The following is a 19041-nucleotide window of genomic DNA, read 5'->3' on the forward strand; positions in this document are numbered from 1 at the left end:
CCGCTCCGGAAGCTCCCCCCGCTCCGGAAGCTCCCCCCGACCCCCCACCCCCGCACCCCAGCGGATCCAACCCCACCGCAAGCCGCCCCCCGAGGACGACGGCCACCCGCAGGCTCTCGTCGTACAGGCCGAGCGGAGCGCAGCTGCGGCCGACCTCCCGCCGCACGAGCTCCGGCACCGTCGGCAGTTCCTCGCGGTGCGTCGACGTATGGAGGACGGTGAAGAGCCGCTCGAAGAGCGTGCGGTCGAGCGGTGCGGGGAGCGTCGCGGTCGACGCGCTCCGGCCGACCTCCGGGCGCGGCGGTGTCCGGTGCGCGGTCAGCCCCAGATGCGTCGGTACGTCGCCACGCCCCCAGACACCGCTCGTGTACGTCCACAGCGCCCGCCCGAGCAGGCTGCCGTGCTCGCCCTCGACCATGGCCGCGAAGGCCGACGAGCCTTCCCCCGGGAGCGGGCCCGCGCCCTGGCGCCCGCCGGAGCCACCCGCACCACAGGCCTCCAGAACCTCACCCGCCAAGCCGACCGCAGCACCCAGGCCCACATCCACGCCCACACCCGCACCCACGCCCGCACCCACACCAGCGTCCGACCCGCCAGCCCCCGCCCGCCCCGCCGCCCCCCAAGCCGCAGCCAACTCCCCGTCGAGCCGGGCCCGCCGGCCCTCATCCTCCAGATGCTCCTTCAACGCCCCCACCGTCCGCCCGCCGCCCGCCTCCGCTATCTCCTCGACCACACCCCTGGCCACGGCACCCGCGTCACCCGAGGGCGTCCCGTACTCGGTCGCCAGCTCGAAGCAGCGCTGGAAGTACAGGTCTTGGGGGTTGCCCGCGACGATCCCGAGCGCCCGGCGGGTCTTCTTGAGCAGCGTGAACCACTGTGCGGTCGCCGCGAGCAGCGCACCGGACTCCCGGATCAGCGCGTCGAGGCGGTCGGCCTCGCGCGGGCCGAGGAAGTCGGCCGCCAGCTCCGGGCGCAGCGCGGGCCTGACGATCAGCGGCAGCACGATGAGCTTGACCGTCCGGGTCAATGGCGCGCCCCCGGGCCCGCTCAGCGACGCAAGGCCCGCCGCCGCCCCGGGCTCCGCCCCGGCCTCGATCCCACGCCAAGCCCTGTCGATGACCATGGCACGCGGACGGTGCCCGTCGCTCGGCAGCGTGCTCGCGGACGGCATGGCCCGAGATTACGTCGTCGGGGAACAGACGGTCGAACCTGGGATCGGTAGGCGAAGACCGCGCCCTAGCGTTCCCCTCGACGACGCCGGGCAGCACCACCGGTCACCAGCACCAGAGCCCGCACCAGAGGGGGAAGGCACACCATGGGACTCTTCGGAAAGCGCAAGACCCGCGAGGAGAGGGCCGCCGAGATCGCCGGGAAGGTGGCCGGCGGCAAGGGCTTCTACGGCCGTACGACGCGCGCGTTCCTCGGCGGCGAGGACTTCGCCAGGGTCCAGCAGTCGATCGGGGCACACAACTCCGCCGCCACCGCGCGGCAGTTGCTCGCCATGGGGGCGCCGACGACGCCCGCTGTCGTCGTGTCGGTCAGCGACACCGGCAAGCTGGTCAACTTCGACCCGGTCGTCGACCTGGTCCTGCAGCCGTCGGGAACCGACACCGACCGGATCGCGCTCCAGACCATCGTGTCCAAGCTGAGGATCCCGCGCACCGGGGACCAGGTGCTGCTGATCGCCGACCCGGCCCGTCCCGGCGGCTACCTCTACGCCGGGGACGGTGAGACGACGTGACGGCACCACCGTACGAATTCCACGAAGTGTTCGTGACCGACTCCGTCCTGCTCTCCTTCGACGGCCGCGTCCTTGGGGTGTTCGGCTACACCGACACCCACCGCATCCACCTCTTCCAGGCGCCCCACCCGGAGTTCGGCACCGGCCGCAGGCCCAGGATGGAGATCATCACCGCGTCGGGCGCGCGCCACTCCATGCCGTACGACCCGCTCCGCCTCGACGCGCTGGGCGGTGGTGTGGCTGTACGCGGTCGTCGCCGGGCTGTGCCTCGTGGGACCGGTCCGGTCAGCGGAACAACGCTTGCCGGGGCTCCGCGCCCCCGGGCAGCCTCGAACGCGTAGGAAATCCGCGTGATTCGGCGCTCGCCGGGGACGGCGGGTGGCGAGGGGGGAGCGACATGGCAGCGCAGCAGACGCCGCACGGGCCCGAGCAGGTCGTCGAGGCCAAGCTTGAGGAATCGGAGATCCGGGCCATCGGGCAGGCGGGCAAGGTGAGCCCGCAGGACCTGTCGGGCCGCGGCTACACCTACCGGCACGACTGGGGCGCGTGGAACGGGTTCGTGCGCTTCAACCTCACGAGTTCCACCTTCACCGCCAACACGCGCGTGTTCGTGTCGGTGAGCGAACCGACGGGCGGCGGCGGCAAGTTCATCGGCGCAGCGCGCTACTTGGTGTACAACGTGGCGCCCGACAACGGCGTCATCTCCGTGCGCGTCCACATCGACTGGGGCAGCCCGCTCGGCGTGCCCATCGACTACTTCATCGTCAACCCGTAGTCGAGGCCGGTACCGGCTGATGGGAGAAGGCCCCCGCCTCACCGCGGGGGCCTTCGGCGTGCCAGTCCAGGGTGGGGCGGCGGTCGGTCGATTCCGGAGGAATACGGCTTGTCTGGTACTCCAGGTGCCGTTCCGTCCGCGCCTAACGTGTGCGGCGTGGGCGCTGAGGGCGGTTCTGCGGGTGGACGGGGCGTGCTTGCGGGGGCGTTCGTGCTCCTGGAGGAGTTGGCCAGGGTCGACGAGGCCGGGCTGAGCGAGCTGGCGGCGGGCACCGGGCTGCCGAAGACCACCGTGTACCGGCTGTTGGGGCAACTCGTCGAACTGGGCGCCGTGGAACAGCACGACGGCCGCTACCGCGTCGGCGCGACCATCGCGCGCCTCGGCCGGTCGTGGACCGGGCACCGGCTGCTGGAGCGGAGCGCGGCGGTGTCGTTGCGGCGCCTCGCCCTGGAGACCCGGGCCACCGTGTGCGTCGCCATCCCGTCCGGTGGGCGCATGACGGTCGTGACCGGGATCGCGGCGGCCGCCCGGGAGTTCTTCCCGCACCTGCCCGGGCAGCCCCTCCCGCCCGACAGCGCGGCCGACGTCGTCTTCGCGGCGCCGGGGTCGCCCCCGTCCGCGCGCAGGCCCCCGCCCCCGCCGCCCGGCCACACCCCGAACCACTGGGCCCGGCGCCTGCGCGCGGCCCGTGAGCAGGGCCTCGACCTCCACCAGTACGAATGGGGCGGCGAACGGCTCTGCCTCGCGGTGCCCGTGCACGCCGCCTCCGGCGAGATCATCGCCGCCGTGGGCGTGGCCGTGCCCGACCCGCGCCGCCTCGCGCACACCACGGAGGTCGCGCGGCGCAGCGCCCGCATGCTCAGCTCCACCATGCAGCGACTCCCGTACGGACTCCGGACCTGAGCGCACGCCGGGCCAGAGCACGGCAGGTCAGCGCACGCCAGACCGGCGCACTGATGCCAACGTGACGCCCCGCTGCTTACGATGCGCAAGGGACACAGGACGGCAGCGCGAGGGGGCGGACATGGGCGCAGGGGCGGGTACGGAGATCGGCTTCGGCGCGGTCGCCGCCGCGCACCCCGACCGGCCCGCCCTCGTCGAGCCCGACGGCACCACCCTCTCGTACGGAGAACTGGCCGCCCGCGTGCACCGGCTCGCGCACGCTCTCGCCGGGCTCGGGCTGCGGCCGGGGGACTGTGTCGCCGCGATGCTGCCCAACAGCCGCGCCTTCTTCGAACTGCGGCTCGCCACCGGCCGGTCGGGCCTGTACTTCACGCCGTTCAGCCACCACTTCACCACTGCCGAGGTGACGCATGTGCTCACCGACAGCGAGGCACGGGTGGTGGTCGTGGACGCGTCGCTGCTGGACGTGGCGGGGCCCGCGCTGGACGAGGCGGGGATCCCGGCGGAGCGGCGCCTGGTGTGGGGGGCCGGGCGGGCACCCCGAGGGCAGCCCCGGGAAGCGCGCCCGGAACCGTCGCCGGAAGCCCACCCGGCCCCGTCCCCGGAACCACCCCAGGGCTGGACCGACTACGAAGCCCTCCTCGCCACCGCCCCCACCACCCCGCCCCCGCATCCCCGCGCCGGCGGCGTCATGCTCTACACCTCCGGCACCACCGGCCGCCCCAAGGCCGTCCGCCGCGCGCTGTCCGACGCGCCGCCGGGGCCGAGCCCGTACGAGCTGGACTTCATGGCGCGCGTCGGCGTGCGCCCGGGGGCGTACACGCAGTTGTGCGCCGCGCCGCTGTACCACGCGGCGCCGGGCCTGTTCGCGAACATGGCGATGCAGCTCGGGCACACGGCCGTGATCGCCGAACGGCCGCGCACGGAGGACTGGCTGGAGCTGATCGACCGGCATCGCGTCGACGCGCTGTTCGCGGTGCCGACGGTGCTGCACCGCCTCCTCCGGCTGCCCGCCGAGGCGCGCGGGCGGTACGACGTGTCGAGCCTGAGCGCCGTCGTGCACGGCGCCGCGCCCTGCCCGCCCGAGGTGAAGCGGCGCGCCATCGACTGGCTCGGACCGGTCCTGTACGAGTTCTACGCCGCCACCGAGGGCGGGGTCTCCGCAGCGGACAGCGCGGACTGGCTGGCCAGGCCCGGCACCGTGGGACGGCCCCTCGCGGCCACGGACGTGCGGATCCTGGACGGGGACGGGCGGCCGGTCGCGGCCGGGGAGACCGGCGGGGTGTACTTCCGGCCCGCAGTGCCGTTCGCGTACCACAAGGACGCCGAGAAGACCGAACGGTCCATGCGGGCCGGGTACTTCACGGCGGGCGACGAGGGGTACGTCGACGAGGACGGCTGGCTGTACCTGCGGGACCGGCGCACCGACCTGATCATCTCCGGGGGTGTGAACGTGTACCCGGCGGAGGTCGAGGCCGTCCTGATCGCGCACCCGGACGTCGCGGACGTGGCCGTGGTCGGGGTGCCGGACGCGGAGTGGGGGCAGCGGGTCGCCGCGGTCGTGCAGCCCGAGCCGGGGATACCGGGCGACGACGCGTTCGCCGACCGCCTCGCCGCGCACTGCCGGGGCGCGCTCGCCGGGTTCAAGGTGCCGCGCGTGATCGAGTTCAGGGAGCGGGTGCCGAGGTCGGAGGCGGGGAAGGTGCTGCGCCGCGAGATCCGCCCCGACGCGGCGGCGGGACCGGTGTCCGGCGCCTGAGCGGCGGTCGGCCGCCTGAGCCCTGTCCGGGAGGCGGCTCTGAGGCCCGTCCGGCAGTCGGCTCTGGGGCCTGCGCGGCGGGCCGGGCGCTGGCCGGGCACAGAAAAAGGCGGGCACCCTCTCCCCGCCACTCTCAACGTATAGCCCACCGGGGGGCTTGCGGCAAGGCCCCCGTGGTGCCGCAGAATCGCCCGCCGAGGACGGCAACCGCGGACTTGGGGAGCGGACATGGGGAGTGGCGGCATGGGGAGCGGCGGCATGCGTGTGGTGCTTTCGACGTACGGGTCGCGTGGGGACGTCGAGCCGCTGGTGGGGCTCGCGGTGCGGCTGCGGGAACAGGGCGCGGAGGTACGGGTGTGCGCGCCGCCGGACGAGGAGTTCGCGCAGCGCCTCGCCGGTGTCGGGGTGGAGATGGTGCCGGTCGGGAAGTCGGCGCGGGAGCTGACGACGGCGGCGCGGCAGCCGAAGTCCCTGCCGGAGCGCGCGGCCGAGCTGATCGCGAGCCAGCTCGACGCGGTCACGGCGGCGGCCGAGGGGTGCGACGCGCTGGTGGCGACCGGCATGGTGCCCGCGGTGGCGGGTGCGCGGTCGGTGGCGGAGAAGCTGGGGATTCCGTCCGTGTCGGTGACGTTCCAGCAGCTCACGCTGCCGTCGCCGCATCACGCGCCGCTGGCGTACCCGGGCCGCCCGTTCCCGCCGGAGGTGACCGACAACCGGGCACTGTGGGACCTGGACGCCCGCAGCATCAACGCCCTGTTCGGCGAGGCGGTCAACTCCAACCGGGCGTCGATCGGCCTGCCCCCGGTGGCCGACGTCCGCGACTACGTCATCGGCGACCGGCCGTGGCTGGCGACGGACCCGGTCCTCGATCCCTGGCGCACCGCCGAGGGCGCGGGCTTCGGCTTCGACGTCGTGCAGACCGGCGCGTGGCTCCTGCCGGACGAACGCCCGCTCCCGGACGGGCTGTCGGCGTTCCTGGAGGCGGGCGCGCCCCCGGTGTACGTGGGCTTCGGCAGCATGCCGATGCACGGCTCGGACGATGTCGCCCGGGTGGCCATCGAGGCGGTACGCGCACAGGGCCGCCGTGTTCTGATCCGGCGCGGCTGGGCCGACCTGGACCTGATCGACGACCAGGACGACTGCTTCGTCGTGGGCGAGGTCAACCAGCAGGCGCTGTTCCGCAGGGTCGCGGCCGTCGTGCACCACGGCGGCGCGGGTACGACGACGACGGCCGCCCGCGCGGGCGGCCCCCAGGTGGTCGTGCCGCAGGCGACGGACCAGCCGTACTGGGCGGGCCGGGTGGCCGAGTTGGGCATCGGAGTGGCGCACGACGGGCCGACGCCGACGTTCGCGTCCCTGTCGGCGGCGCTGGGGACGGCGCTGGCCCCCGCGACCGGGGAGCGGGCGGCGGCCGTGGCGGCGGCGATCAGCGACGACGGGGCGGCGGTGGCGGCGAAGCTGGTCCTCGGCCTCAGGTGACCCGCACGAGGCCCGCCCGACCGCACCAGCCGTACGAGCCCCGCCCGGCCTCCCCGGGCCTCAGAGCCCCAACCCCCGCACCAGATCCCGCAGTTCATCCCCATAAAGCACCGCCGGATCACCGATCTGCGGCCGCAGCAGCCCGTCGATCTCCAGCGTCACGAGCCCGTGCATCCGCCCCCACACCCGCAGCGACAGGGCGAGCACGGCCGGGGTGAGGCCGGGGAAGGCGGCGCGGGCGACAGCGGTGAACGCCGGGTCGAAGTCGCCCCAGGCGTAGGCACTGCCACCGCTGCTGCCGCCCTCGGCAGGCCGAGCTGTCGCCGCGATCTCCACGATCCCGAGGCACAGCTCGTACTCCGCCTCGGCGCTCTCGACGGTGTCCGCGCGCGGCGCCCGGCCCCGCCCGCTGAACAACAACCGGAACTCCTGCGGATGCGTGAGCGCCCACGCCCGGTACGCGAGCCCGTGGGCCAGGGCCCGCGCACCCGCATCCCCTGCCGGATGCGCCTCGCGGGCCGCGCGAAGGTGCGCGGCCAGGTCCCGGTACGCATCCGTCGCAAGCGCCGCGAGGAGGGCCTCGCGGGTGTCGAAGTAGCTGTAGAAGGTGCCGGGCGCCATGCCCATGTCGCGGGCGATGCCCCGCAGGGCCACGGCCTCCGCGCCCTCCTCCACCAGGTGTTTCAGGGCGGTCGCCTTGATCTCGGCGGTGGTCTGGGCGCGGTGGCGCTCGCGGCGGCTGGCTGCAGGCATGGCTCCATAGTACGGCGAGCAAAGGTTGAACAGTGTTTGGAAATTGGCCGATGTTCGAGTTATGGTCCTGGCACATCCGGAAACCAGCGGCAGCGAAGGGGTGCGGCATGACCACGCACACGTACGGACCCGGTCCGATCAAGGGCTACGACATCGGCCCGATCCCGATGGCGGCAGCGTTCACGTCGGACTTCCCGCTGGCGGCGGGCATCGGCGCGGCGGACGTGCAGGACATCGTGGACAAGCAGGAGGTGGAGCGGCGCGTCATGGACGTACGGCCCGGCATGTACGCGAAGTACATGCCGAGCCGCATCGACGAGGCGGCGGGGCGGCACTACACGGGCGGCCGGTATCTGTTCGAGACGTGGGCGGACGTCGTCGAGTACGAGCGGTTCACCAGCCAGGAGCTGGAGTTCGAGCCGGGCGTGAAGTTCTGGAGCCGCCCGTTCTTCCTGGACGTGGAGCGGTTCGTGTGGCGGGTCGCGGGGGCGCACAACTTCCTGCCCCTGGACGCGCATCACGTGAGCCGATTCGAGCGGTTCCGGTACGAGGGCGACGGGGAAGCGGCCTTGGAGCGGGCGTGGGGGACGCTCCGGGACGAGGCCGAGGCGCGGGGGCTCGCCGCCGTGTGGCTGCTGCACCAGCCGGAGCAGCGGCTCATCGGCCTGCACACCGTGGCCACCCGGATGACCCCGGCCGACCTGGAGGCCATGCCGTCCCTCGGCGCGCTGCTCCCCGAGTCCCTCGCCCCGGAGCGGTACTTCGACCGGTCGAGCCGGATTCTCTCCCTGTGGCTGCCGAAGTCCCGCCTCGCGGGCGGCGCGCCCTCGGCGTACCCGTCGGCGCCGCTGCTCCCGCTGCCGTCGGTGGCGGCGCAGGAGGTCTGAGGGGGCAGGGGCGGACGTCCGCCGGGGAGGCGTCCGCCCGAGGGGCGTTGTCAGTGGGTCCGAGTAGCGTCCCGGCATGGGTGAAGACGCGTACTTGATCAAGACCCGGACGTCGTACGACGCCATCGCCGAGGCCGTCGAGAAGGAGTGGCGCGGCGAGTTGGACAACTGGCCGCTGGCGCGGGCGATGTTCACGGCCTACGCCGAGCTGGTGCGGGACGCGGGCGGGGGCACGGTGGCCGACGTCGGCTGCGGCACCGGCGAGGTGAGCGCCATCCTCAGCTCCCTGGGGCTGCGGATGCGGGGGATCGACCTGTCGCCGGGCATGCTGGCGCTGGCCCGCGCCAAGTATCCGCACCTGCCGTTCGAGGTCGGCTCGATGACGGCGCTCGACCTGCCGGACGGGGAGCTGGGCGGGGTGGTCGCGTGGTACTCGACGATCCACATCCCGCCGGCCGACCTGCCGAAGGTCTTCGCCGAGTTCCACCGCGTCCTCGCTCCCGGCGGCCAGCTCCTGCTCGGCTTCCAAGTGGGCGACGACCTGCGCCACTTCGACGAGGCCTTCGGCCACGACGTGGACCTGGACTTCCAGCGCTGGCGGCCCGAGCGGATCACGGAGCAGCTCCGGGAGGCCGGGTTCGCGCCGAACGGCCATCTGCTCCGGGAGCCGTACGAGGGGGAGCGGACGCAGCACGCGCACCTCCTGGCGGCGAAGCCCCGCGCGTAGGCCGCCCGGCGGCGCGGTTTGCCGAACCGGCAAAAAACCTCGGCGCCCGCCCCGCCCCCGTACAGACTCGTGACGAGCAGCCCCGCACATCCGGAGGAGCCATGACCATGACCGACGCACTCGATGTGAAGCACCGCCTGCTGGAGCTGCCCGAGAGCCCCGGCATCCGCATCCACGCCGTGGAACAGGGCTCCGGCCCGCTGGTCCTCCTGGTGCACGGCTTCCCGGAGACCTGGTATTCGTGGCGGCGGCAGCTCCCGGCCCTTGCGGAGGCCGGATACCGCGCGGTGGCGATCGACGTGCGCGGGTACGGCCGCTCGTCGAAGCCGCGCGACACGGCGGCGTACGGGATGCTCGCGCACGTCGCCGACAACGTGGGCGTCGTCCGCGCGCTCGGCGAGGAGACCGCCGTGATCGTCGGCCACGACTGGGGCTCGCCCATCGCGGCGAACTCCGCTCTCCTTCGCCCGGACGTCTTCCGCGCGGCCGCCCTGATGAGCGTGCCGTACGCGCCCCGGGGCGGCCCACGGCCCACCGAGGCGTTCGCCGCGATCCCCGGCGACGAGGACTTCTACGTCAGCCACTTCCAGGAGCCGGGCCGCGCCGAGGCCGAGATGGAGCCGGACGTGCGCGGCTGGATCCGGGGCTTCTACACGGCCCTGTCCGGCGACACGATGCCGCCGCCGGACGCGCCGAGCCTGCACTTCGTGCCGAAGGGCGGCCGGATGTCCGACCGCTTCCCGAAGGGAGGCCGGCTCCCGGAGTGGCTGTCCGACGAGGAACTGGACGTGTACGCGGCCGAGTTCGAGCGGGGAGGCATGACCGGGCCGCTGGGCAGGTACCGCAACATGGACCGCGACTGGGCGGACCTGGCGGCGTGGGACGGGGCGGCCCTCACGCAGCCGTCCCTGTTCGTCGCGGGCGAGTTGGACCCGTCCCTCCAGTGGCTGTCCGCCGCCCTCGACGCGTACGCCGTGACGCTCCCCGGCCTCGCCGCGTCCCACGTCCTCAAGGGCTGTGGGCACTGGGTGCAGCAGGAGCGGGCCGAGGAGGTCAACGGGATCCTGGTGAGCTGGCTGCGGGCCGTGGTGTGACCCGGCCGCGCGCTACAGCCACACCCCCTTGAGGAAGGGGTAGGCGTCCGTCAGCTTCGTCGGCCCCTGCACCAGCTTCCCCTCGCTCACGATCACGAACTCGTCGCCCTTGAGCAGGAAGTAGTGCATGGCGTCGTCGAAGGGGGCGGACGTGGCGGTGTCGAGGTCGGTCAGGAACTCGCCGGGCGCGTGCGCCAGCGTGAACTTCTGCGTGTACTCGGGTTCGTCGAGCAGCGTGAGCACCGCATGGCTCTCAAGGAAGTACACGAGCCGGTCGCCCTTGGGGTCGGCGGCGGTGACCGCCCTGACGCGTTCACCCTGGAGGCTCGCCGGAAGCACCATGCCCGCGTCGGCCGCCGTCCGCTCCGAGAACTCCCGGATGTCGTGGTCGAGCACGGCGGCGTGCGTGTAGGGGCTGCCCTTACGGGTGTTGATGACGTCCGCCTCGGGGGACGGGAACCCGTGCGGGAGCCGATGGAACTGTTCGCTGGTCTTCTTCGGCCCGGACTCGATGCCGAGGCGGGGCGAGAAGCGGATGAACTCGTCGCCGCGGAAGCCGTCGAAGCGCAGATACGGCGCCCGCGGGTCCGGGACGGTCTTGGCCATCGTCTCGAAGACGCCGCCGCCGACGTCGAGGATGCCCTTGACCGCCGAGGCAAGGACGTTCGCGGGCGTGGAGAAGGTGCCCGGCGAGACGATCCGCGCGGTCAGCGCGTCGAACGCCTTCGCCTCGCCCCGCGCGGGCACGGGCTCCAGGCGCCACGCCTGCGTGCCGCGCCCCTCCTCCGTCTTCGGCTCCCCCTGCTCCAGTTCGGCGCCCGGCTCCTGCCGCTCGCCGCGCACCGCGAGGTGCTTGCCGCTGTTCACGTTCACCCACGAGAAGACGTCGTCGCTGATCCGCTCCGGCCGCCACAACTGCGTGACCAGCAGGTCGTCCCGCGACTCCGGCGGGCACTGCTGCACCGCCGCGCCCGCGCGGCTCCGGTTCACCATGATGTCCATGCGCAGCGTGCTGTGGACGTTCTGCAACGTCCACGCGCCCTCGCGCGCGCTGTGCGGCTTCAGATGCCAGAACTGCCGGTGCCGCTCCACCCCTTCGGCGTGCAGCGCCTCCAGTACGACCTTGGCGCCCTGCTTGGCGCCTCCTCCCGGCTGCACCCCCGCGTACAGTCCGCTCGCCTCGTTCTTGATGAGGTAGATGCCCTCGGACACTGCTGACTGGCCTGGCTGCGCTGCCACGGTCAACCTCCCGGAACGTCGGGTCGCACACGCACCGGCGGTGCGCAGCGGTCAGCCTAGGAGCGGGGACCGTGATCCCGATACGGACCGGTTTCAGCCGTTATTCACCCCTCAACGACTCTGGGCCGGACGACGGGGGTGAAGTCACCGGTCGCGGCGGTTCCAGAAGTCGCGCCACCACTGGCCCCGGTCTGCCGGGGGCGGCAGGAAGGCTTTGGCGACGCGTGTGACGCACCCCGTGAGCACCAGCAGGAGAACGAGGAGCCAGATCGCCCACCAAGGCGCGCCCGGAAGCAGGTCGAGCAGGTCGAGCGGAGACATTCAGTGGCCTTCCCAGCCGGAGCCGGGGGCGTGTCGGCTACGCCGCGTGTGCCTCTCCCAGGGGGCGCGCAGCCGAGACGCCCCATCGAGTGGTGATCGATGGGGAGTTCGGCTGTCCCGGCGCGCGCGGGATCGTGGGCGTGGCCAGACGGACCACGCCGCACGGGGAGCGGTCGTGTCTCGGGACGGCGCCCACGTACTCGTAGTCGCCGGGCCCGAGCGCTTGCGCCAAGTCCTCGCGGAGCAGGGCGATGAGGGCGCGCGCCGAGTCGGCCAGGCGGCGTGCCTCCTCGGCGAACACCGCCCTGTCCGCCCCGCGGAACAGGTCACGGGCGCCGTGCAGCGACGGCGCCGCGGCCTGCGGCAGGAGGGTGTCCTGCTCGGCCGTCCGCGCGATCGTCCCGCGCAGCTCCCACTCGGCGTCGTCCGGTCGGCTCTCCAGGTACTCGTGGAAGCGGAGAGTCGCGGACAGCAGCGAGAAGAGGGAGCTGAGGCGGTGTTGACCGTTCAGCACGGGGACGACGTCGTAGCGGTCCCAGAGGTCGTCCGACAGCTTGTGCGCAGCCGTGATGACGACGTTGCTCGGCGTGTAGAAGCCCGAGCCTCGGACTGCTCCCTCGGTCGTCACGCCGACAGCGTACGAGGCGGGTGCGCCGCCTACCAGCCGTTCCCGTAAAGCTCCGCCTTCCGCTGCCGCCACGTCCGCATCTCGTTCTCCTCGACCGGCGTCGCCGCCCGCAGGTCGCCCACGCGGATCGTCGCCTGGGTGAAGCGGCCACGGCTGGCCTCGCCAGTAGGCAGGGCTTGACAACTGTGCTGGCACGGGAGGGTGTTGCGATGGCCATCGAGGACAGTCCGGAGTCCCGGCTGCGGTACGGGGAGGGGCTGCGCGCGCGGAGGGAGGGGGCGGGGCTGCGCGCGCGGAGGGAGGGGGCGGGGCTCACGCAGGAGGAGTTGAGCGTGCGGGCCTGGTGGGTTGGGCAGTTCCGGCGCTCGGCGGGTCATACCCAGGTCTGACGCTGCAGTTCAGATCTTGGTCCGACGCCCAGCAGGGGCGGCGAAGGCATCGTCAACAGTATGAAAAACACGACGACATCCATGGCTGCCCCGGCCGCGACGATCGGCGCCCGACTGCGTGGCGCGCTGCCTGTGGAGCGACTGGAGGGCACAGGCTTCCCCGGACGCTGGGTGGGCGGCACCGCCATGGTGCTCGGACCACTCCTGATGCTGGCCGGCGCGTTGCTGCGGGTCCGCTTTCACTTCTTCTACCCCGATCAGCTCGCCGCGTACGAGCAGCACCCCACCCTGATGGCCACCGCGTACGGCCTCTTTGCCGCAGGCAGCCTGTTGCTCTGGCCCGCGGTGGCGGTGGTGGCCGCACGGATCGGGGTCCGGAGCGCCAGCTGGAGCCTGTGGGGCGGGGGCCTGGTGATGTTCGGGCTGTTCGCCCGCGCGTTCCATGCAGGAGTGGACCACCTGGCCTTTCAACTGGTGCGCTCCCAAGGAGTCGATGCTGCCACCGAGGCGGTCTCCGACGGCTACGGCGCCTTCCACGTCTTCGCCGCGCTGAACGTCGCCATCCTCGGGGGGTGGCTCATCCTGGCCCTCGGGGCCTGGCGCACCCGGGTGCTCGGCCCGGTCCGCGCCACCGCACTCGGCCTCATGGCGGCACTGCCTCTCGGAGTACTCAAGGGGACCACGCCGCTGTCCCTGGTGGCCTTGGTCGGCCTGTGCGTCGGGCTGGTGCCGCTGGGCCTGGCGCTGCTGCGTGAAGGGCCCCGTCCTAGCGGCAAGGCGGTGCTGTGCTGGGTGCCGCTGACCCTGGTGGTGCTCGGGCTGATGGTGCTGCTCGGACAGGCCGGCTGAGTGCACCCGTACAGGTACGGTCGGGCCATGAAGCTCAAGGGGCAGCGTCACCTCTACGCCCTCGACCTCGGCGCGGCCCTGGCTCTGACAGCCATGTACGTCGGCTTCGCCCGGTTGACCGCCGACGACGGCCAGCCCGCCTACACAGGTCCTGCCTGGCTGGGCTTTCTGATCGCCGCCGCGGTCGGCCTGCCGATCGCCGTACGCCGCCGTTGGCCGCTCCCGGTGCTGGGGACCGTACTCGCTGCTCTGACTGCGGCGTCGCTCCTCGACATCCCTCGCGAGCCGCACATCGCCGCCGGTCTGGCGGCATACCTCGTCGGGCTGGCCGAGCCCGTCCGCCGGTCCGTGCTCGCGCTCGCGGTGACGCTGCCGGTGGCGTGTGGCACTGTCTACCTCTGCCAGGCGGTGGTCACTCCCGCTGAGGACAGGCAGGGTGCCGCAGGCGTGGCCGCGCTGGTACTGGTGGTGATCGGCGGGGCCTGGGGCGCGGGATTCGCCGTGCGTGGTCGGCGGGTCGAATCCGGGCGGGAAGAGCAGCGCCGGGCGGAGCGCGCGCTGGACGAGGAGCGCCTGCGGATCGCCCGGGAGCTGCACGACATCGTCTCGCACAACCTCAGCCTGATCGCCGTCAAGGCGGGTATTGCCGGGCATGTGGCGGAGGCCGACCCGCAGGAGGCGCGGGCCGCGCTCAAGGTCATCGAGGAGACAAGCCGTTCCGCACTGGCCGAGATGCGGCGCACGCTCGGCGTACTGCGCACCGAAGGCGCACCCCTGGGGCCTGTGCCGGACCTCGACCGCCTCGGCTCGCTCGCTGCGGAGACGAACCGGGCAGGGGTGGACGTCGACTTGACGGTGCGCGGCACGCAGAGCCTGGCCGAGGGGACACAGCTGACCATCTACCGGATTGTCCAGGAGGCCCTCACCAACGCTGTCCGGCACGCTGCTCCCACCCGCTGCCGGGTCACGGTCGAGGCGGACACGTGCGAGATCCGCATCGATGTCGAGGATGAGGGACCACCGCCCGGATGCCCACCGGCCAGCCGTCCACTGCCAGGTGGACACGGTCTCCTGGGGATGCGGGAGAGGGCGATGATGTACGGCGGCAGCTTCGAGGCGGGGCCCCGGCAGGAGGGCGGCTTCGCGGTGTCGGTCCGGCTGCCCGCCGAAGGGAAGCAACAAGCATGATTGACGAGCCACAGGTCCGGGTGCTGATCGCCGACGACCAGGCAATGGTGCGCGGCAGCTTCCGCACCCTTGTCGACCACACGCCCGGCATGACCGCCGCGGGTGAGGCAGCAGACGGCATGGAGGCCGTCGAACTCGCCCGCCGCGAACGACCGGACGTCGTGCTGATGGACGTACGCATGCCGAACCTGGACGGCATTGAGGCGACCCGGCAGATCTGCTCGGACCCGGCCCTGTCCGGCGTTCGCGTCCTCATCCTCACCACCTTCGACTTGGACGAGTACGTCTACGCCGCCCTGCGCGCCGGCGCCGCGGGCTTTCTGCTGAAGGACACCCCGCCGACCGAGGTCCTCACCGCCATCGGCGTGGTCGCCGCAGGCGAGGCACTGCTCGCTCCCTCTGTGACCCGCCGCCTGATCGGGGAGTTCGCCCGCCGCCCAGAGCCGACCCGACCGCCGAGCCGATCGCTGGACGCGATCACCAACCGTGAGCTGGAGGTTCTCGGACTGATCGCCCGCGGCCTGTCCAACACAGAGATCACCCAACACCTCCACCTGAGCCCGGCCACGGTCAAGACCCACATCGGTCGCCTCCTCGCCAAACTGCACGCACGCGACCGCGCCCAGCTTGTGATCGTCGCCTACGAGACCGGGCTCGTAGGCGACCGTCGGCGTGGGGTGTGACTGTGATGGCGTGATTGTCCGGCGGCACTTGGCGTCGTCGGTGGTGCCGAGGCGGAGCTCGGACGCCGGAGGTCCCGGGGCGCCTGGCCAGGGCGAGCGACTCCTGGCCCCGCACGGCGTACCGGACCGCACCGGCCCCGCCACGGGGCCCCTGACCTCGGTGCCGACTCCGTGAAGTCAGGCTGTCGGATTCCGTGAGGTCCGGCTGTCCGACTCCGTGCGGTCCGGGTCCCGCAGTGGACTCCTCGCGCCGTCGGCCCCGGCGCCCCGGCCCGTTCAGGGCACCAGCACCACCCTCCCGAACACCCGCCCCTCGTCCATCCCCCGATGGGCCCGCGCCGCCTGGTCCAGCGGCAGCACCTCGTGCACGACTGTGCGCAGGTCCCCGCGTGCGGCGTCGGCGAACTGGGCCGAGCGTGCCGCCTGCTTGGCCGCGACGGGCACCGTGTCGAGGCTCAACGTGGCGTACGTGACCGAGCTGCGGAAGGCGGCGAGCAGGCGGGTGCCGAAGTCGGGCGGCGGGAACCCGGCGATGAGGCCGACGGCCATGAAGCGGCCGTTGGCGTTCAACTTGTCCACGAAGAGGGGGAGGTGGGCGCCCGCCGCCAGATCGATCACCACGTCATAGCCCTTGGGCGCGTCGGAGCCACCCTCGCCCTCGCGGTCGAGGACGTGCGTCGCGCCCAGCTCCCGCAGGCGCGCCCCGCGCTCCGGCGACGAGGTGGTGACGGCCACCGCGCCCGCCCCGCCCCGGGCGGCGAGCTGGACGGCGGTGATCCCGATGCTGCCCGCCGCGCCGCGCACGAGGACCGTCTCGCCGGGCGTGAACCCGGCGCGCTCCAGGGCGAAGTGGGCGACGAGGCCGGAGTTGCCGAGCGTCACCGCGTCGACGCCGCTCAGGCCGTCGGGCAGCTCGACCACCTCGTCGACGTCGGCGACAGCCTGCTCGGCGTACCCGCCGGACAGGCCGGTGAACGCCCACACGCGCCGCCCCAGCCACGAGTCGTCCACGCCCTCTCCCAGCGAGGTCACGCGCCCCGTGACCTCGCTGCCGAGGAGATGGCCCTCCCGGAAGCCGAAGTCGCCGAGCGTTCCCCGGCGGATCACGGCGTCCACGCCGCCGACCCCGACCGCCTCGACGGCGACCCGCACCTGCCCCGGAGCCGGATCCGGCACGGGCAGATCGACCACCTCAAGACCGTCGGCGGTCCCGAACTCCTTGATCACGACGGCTTTCATCCCAGCTCCCAGGGGTCGGTGAAGGCACGGATACGGGGCCACCACGCGGGTGGTGCCACCGCCTTCGGAACGTAACGGACGCCCCCGTCCGTTCAGCCGAAGTGAGACGCCATGACTGACCGTTTGACTCGCTCCGACGCCCGGGACAACCGGGCCCGCATCCTGGACGCCGCCCGCGTCGTGTTCAGCGAGGACGGCCTGGGCGCACCCATGCGCGTGGTCGCCCGGCACGCGGGCGTGGGCCCCGCCACGCTCTACCGGCACTTCCCGACCAAGCGGGACCTGATCATCGAGACCTACGCCGAGCAGCGGCGCGTCTGCCACGCGATCGTCCGGGACGCCCTCGCGGACCCGGACGCGTGGCGCGGATTCCAGTACCTGATCCAGGAGATCTGCGAACTCCACGCCCGCAGCCGGGGGTTCGCCGACGCGTTCATGACGGCCTACCCCGAGGCCGACGACTTCGCCGCGGACCGGCAGCGGACGCTGCGCGCCGTCGCCGACCTGTCCCGCCGCGCCCAGGCCACCGGCCACCTGCGCCCCGGCTTCGTCGTCGACGACCTGATGCTGCTGCTGATGGCCCACCAGGGCATCCAGCACGCCCCGCCCGCCACCCGCCTCACAGCCTCCCGCCGCTTCGCCACCTACATGATCGACGCCTTCCGTGCCCACCCCGAGACGCAAGCCCCCACCCCCCTGCCTCCGCCTCCGCGCCTGTGCCCCACGCACTCGCCCAGGGAAGATCCGGGATCCGTTGGACGGGCGGCGCTCCTCCAGGGCATGACCGTTGACGGTTCGTGAGGGTTCGACCGCGCCCCTTCGCCATTCTCAGTCGCAATCGCGCCAGTCACGTTGTGCCGCCTCTCGGGACGATGAACCCCCCCTGGTACGTGTGTTCGGCCGTGCCACGTGGGGTGGTTTCGGCTCACGTGCTGAGGGGGGCTTGTGCAGAGAATCGGGACGCGCAGATCACGTCTGCGCCTGTCGGCGGTGCTGATACCTGCGCTGTTGGCGGCGGTGGTCGCTCCGCTGGAGAGCGCTCAAGGGTCTGAGGAGCCGGAGCAGGAGGTCATGACGACCGTCGGGCCGGTCGGCGGCGAGCTGCCGGACCTCGACGAGTTGAGGAAGCCGGGAGCCGTTGAGCGTCTGCGCGCTTCTCAAGAGGAACGGTCGACGCAAGGGGCGTTGCCGCGGGAGACGGTCGGGCCGGCGCGGGAGGCGCTGCCGCGGGCCGGTGCGGACTCGGCGATGGAAGGGGAGGACGGGGCTGAGGCAAGGGGCAGGGGTGGCGTGTCGGCGGCAGCGGTTTCGTTGCCGGAGCCGGCGCACACGATGACTCCCCAGCAGTGCGCCGGTGGGCTGGCGGGCAAGAAGTTCTACATCAGGTCGCGGTTCGCGGTGTGTTCGGGCAACACGTTCAAGACGGTGTGGCTGCGCGGTGGTCGGCCGGTCGGCGCGAGTTCGTTCACGGTGCTGGCCATCGGGACGATTCCGAAGTACAGCCGCACGATGACTGTCGTCTACCACTTCACCAATTTCGTGGCGACGGGCGTGCACAATGCGCCGGGCATGCGGATCAGCACCAGTGCGAAGATCGCGAAGAGTTGGCCGGCTCGCGTGCGCTACAAGCACGGCGGGGTGGGCACGTCCATGCCGGTGAAACGGACCTGGGCCCAGCTTCTGAACGGCGGGAAGTTCAAGCACACGGTGTATGCGGCCGCGGGGCAGGGCAACGGTTCGGACGACAACATTTCCGCTGTCTATCAGCCCACCATCAAGGCGACTGCTCCGCCCGGGTGGGGGGAGGTGGACCCCGTCGGCGGTGACCTTTTCATGCTGCCGCCGCGCTGGGACAAGGCCAAGTATCTCCCGAACAGCGCGAAGGGCGCGGCGATATTCAGCGTGTCAACTGCGCTGAAGTACAGCACTGCGAGCAGCGCACCCGAAAAGGATGTGGCGAAGCACATCAAGCTGGCGTTCACGAACCCCGGCCGCACACAGCCGCCGTACAGCGGGAAGAAGCTGCCAGGGCGGAACGCGGGTGAACCGCTGACGCGCCTTTTCAAGGACAAGAATCGAATGAAAGAGAACTATAGAAAGTCGCGGTACAACTGCAAGAAGTATTTTGGCGACAATTACACCGAGGGTGGAAAGGGGGAGTGCGACGAGTTTCCCTTCAAAACCACCTATGAGGGGTCAGCTGCTTCAAAATATGATCACCGTGTGCACCCGAAGAATTTCAGCGTGAAAGCGCTGGACAAGAAGTCAAATAGGGCTGCGGGAACGCTACTCGGTCAGTACTACCAGAAGAACCGTTTGCTCGACGGTCTGGATGATGGGTTCTTGGTCAAGATCACGTCATAGCCGGTTCCAGGCCGGGGGCGGGT

The 19041-nt window shown here is 72.2% G+C and carries 21 protein-coding genes; 15 read left to right on the plus strand and 6 right to left on the minus strand.

Going from position 1 to position 19041, the window contains the following annotated elements; all coding sequences use genetic code 11:
- The coding region (locus tag ACZ6BG_RS34995) for a hypothetical protein (protein WP_469009204.1) at positions 1 to 1171 on the minus strand (1171 nt) is incomplete at its 3' end.
- A 144-nt stretch (positions 1172 to 1315) separates the two neighbouring features.
- Between ACZ6BG_RS34995 and ACZ6BG_RS35000 the strand changes: the two genes are divergently transcribed.
- The 6 genes from ACZ6BG_RS35000 (at position 1316) to ACZ6BG_RS35025 (ending at position 6657) form a co-directional block, all read left to right on the plus strand.
- A complete protein-coding gene (locus tag ACZ6BG_RS35000; protein ID WP_469009206.1) occupies positions 1316 to 1741 on the plus strand; it encodes a hypothetical protein in 426 nt (141 codons plus the stop codon).
- Positions 1738 to 2082, plus strand: a complete 345-nt coding sequence (locus tag ACZ6BG_RS35005) for a hypothetical protein (RefSeq protein WP_469009208.1) — start codon at positions 1738 to 1740, stop codon at positions 2080 to 2082. The genes ACZ6BG_RS35000 and ACZ6BG_RS35005 overlap by 4 nt, the downstream gene beginning before the upstream one ends.
- 56 nt (positions 2083 to 2138) lie before the next feature.
- A complete protein-coding gene (locus ACZ6BG_RS35010) occupies positions 2139 to 2516 on the plus strand; it encodes a hypothetical protein (RefSeq protein WP_469009211.1) in 378 nt (125 codons plus the stop codon).
- A gap of 156 nt (positions 2517 to 2672) precedes the next feature.
- Complete coding sequence (locus ACZ6BG_RS35015; RefSeq protein ID WP_469009213.1) at positions 2673 to 3419, plus strand: IclR family transcriptional regulator; 747 nt, start codon at positions 2673 to 2675, stop codon at positions 3417 to 3419.
- 121 nt (positions 3420 to 3540) lie between these two features.
- Positions 3541 to 5178: an AMP-binding protein gene (locus ACZ6BG_RS35020; RefSeq protein ID WP_469009215.1), complete on the plus strand. Its 1638-nt coding sequence runs from the start codon at positions 3541 to 3543 to the stop codon at positions 5176 to 5178.
- A gap of 258 nt (positions 5179 to 5436) precedes the next feature.
- Positions 5437 to 6657, plus strand: coding sequence for a glycosyltransferase (locus ACZ6BG_RS35025; RefSeq protein WP_469009217.1), 1221 nt, complete (start codon positions 5437 to 5439; stop codon positions 6655 to 6657).
- A 60-nt stretch (positions 6658 to 6717) separates the two neighbouring features.
- Here the strand turns inward: ACZ6BG_RS35025 and ACZ6BG_RS35030 are convergent, their stop codons facing one another.
- Complete coding sequence (locus ACZ6BG_RS35030) at positions 6718 to 7410, minus strand: TetR/AcrR family transcriptional regulator (RefSeq protein WP_469009219.1); 693 nt, start codon at positions 7408 to 7410, stop codon at positions 6718 to 6720.
- Between the two features lie 107 nt (positions 7411 to 7517).
- Here ACZ6BG_RS35030 and ACZ6BG_RS35035 point away from each other — a divergent pair, with 107 nt between their 5' ends.
- The 3 genes from ACZ6BG_RS35035 to ACZ6BG_RS35045 all read left to right on the plus strand — a co-directional run bounded on the left by ACZ6BG_RS35035 (position 7518) and on the right by ACZ6BG_RS35045 (position 10118).
- Positions 7518 to 8297, plus strand: coding sequence for a hypothetical protein (locus tag ACZ6BG_RS35035; RefSeq protein WP_469009221.1), 780 nt, complete (start codon positions 7518 to 7520; stop codon positions 8295 to 8297).
- Positions 8298 to 8373: 76 nt separating this feature from the next.
- Positions 8374 to 9024, plus strand: coding sequence for a class I SAM-dependent DNA methyltransferase (locus ACZ6BG_RS35040; protein WP_469009223.1), 651 nt, complete (start codon positions 8374 to 8376; stop codon positions 9022 to 9024).
- 107 nt (positions 9025 to 9131) lie between these two features.
- Entirely contained in the window at positions 9132 to 10118 is a 987-nt protein-coding gene (locus ACZ6BG_RS35045; RefSeq protein WP_469009224.1) for an alpha/beta fold hydrolase, read from the plus strand.
- A 12-nt stretch (positions 10119 to 10130) separates the two neighbouring features.
- Here ACZ6BG_RS35045 and ACZ6BG_RS35050 read toward each other — a convergent pair whose 3' ends face one another.
- The 3 genes from ACZ6BG_RS35050 to ACZ6BG_RS35060 form a co-directional block, all read right to left on the minus strand.
- Positions 10131 to 11357 carry an RICIN domain-containing protein gene (locus tag ACZ6BG_RS35050; protein WP_469009227.1) on the minus strand — a complete coding sequence of 409 codons (1227 nt, stop codon included), beginning with the start codon at positions 11355 to 11357 and terminating at the stop codon, positions 10131 to 10133.
- Positions 11358 to 11501: 144 nt separating this feature from the next.
- Complete coding sequence (locus tag ACZ6BG_RS35055; RefSeq protein WP_469009229.1) at positions 11502 to 11678, minus strand: hypothetical protein; 177 nt, start codon at positions 11676 to 11678, stop codon at positions 11502 to 11504.
- A 37-nt stretch (positions 11679 to 11715) separates the two neighbouring features.
- The gene (locus ACZ6BG_RS35060) at positions 11716 to 12306 is read right to left on the minus strand and encodes a hypothetical protein (RefSeq protein ID WP_469009231.1); all 591 of its coding nucleotides are present in this window, start codon (positions 12304 to 12306) and stop codon (positions 11716 to 11718) included.
- A gap of 209 nt (positions 12307 to 12515) precedes the next feature.
- On the opposite strand from ACZ6BG_RS35060, the gene ACZ6BG_RS35065 reads away from it, so the two are divergent.
- The 4 genes from ACZ6BG_RS35065 to ACZ6BG_RS35080 are packed head-to-tail and all read left to right on the plus strand — an operon-like array spanning position 12516 to position 15415.
- Complete coding sequence (locus tag ACZ6BG_RS35065) at positions 12516 to 12695, plus strand: hypothetical protein (RefSeq protein WP_469009234.1); 180 nt, start codon at positions 12516 to 12518, stop codon at positions 12693 to 12695.
- Between the two features lie 60 nt (positions 12696 to 12755).
- Positions 12756 to 13544 carry a hypothetical protein gene (locus ACZ6BG_RS35070; RefSeq protein WP_469009236.1) on the plus strand — a complete coding sequence of 263 codons (789 nt, stop codon included), beginning with the start codon at positions 12756 to 12758 and terminating at the stop codon, positions 13542 to 13544.
- A gap of 27 nt (positions 13545 to 13571) precedes the next feature.
- Positions 13572 to 14732: a sensor histidine kinase gene (locus ACZ6BG_RS35075; RefSeq protein ID WP_469009238.1), complete on the plus strand. Its 1161-nt coding sequence runs from the start codon at positions 13572 to 13574 to the stop codon at positions 14730 to 14732.
- Positions 14729 to 15415, plus strand: a complete 687-nt coding sequence (locus tag ACZ6BG_RS35080; protein WP_469009240.1) for a response regulator — start codon at positions 14729 to 14731, stop codon at positions 15413 to 15415. Before ACZ6BG_RS35075 ends, ACZ6BG_RS35080 begins: the two co-directional genes overlap by 4 nt.
- A 276-nt stretch (positions 15416 to 15691) precedes the next feature.
- On the opposite strand, the gene ACZ6BG_RS35085 is transcribed toward ACZ6BG_RS35080, so the two are convergent.
- Positions 15692 to 16654: a zinc-binding dehydrogenase gene (locus ACZ6BG_RS35085; RefSeq protein WP_469009242.1), complete on the minus strand. Its 963-nt coding sequence runs from the start codon at positions 16652 to 16654 to the stop codon at positions 15692 to 15694.
- A gap of 111 nt (positions 16655 to 16765) precedes the next feature.
- On the opposite strand from ACZ6BG_RS35085, the gene ACZ6BG_RS35090 reads away from it, so the two are divergent.
- On the plus strand, positions 16766 to 17455 hold the full coding sequence (locus tag ACZ6BG_RS35090) for a TetR/AcrR family transcriptional regulator (RefSeq protein ID WP_469009244.1): 690 nt from the start codon (positions 16766 to 16768) through the stop codon (positions 17453 to 17455).
- 144 nt (positions 17456 to 17599) lie between these two features.
- Positions 17600 to 19018, plus strand: coding sequence for a hypothetical protein (locus ACZ6BG_RS35095; protein WP_469009248.1), 1419 nt, complete (start codon positions 17600 to 17602; stop codon positions 19016 to 19018).
- Positions 19019 to 19041 lie beyond the last annotated feature (23 nt).

Source organism: Streptomyces sp. NPDC041205, from assembly GCF_055591765.1.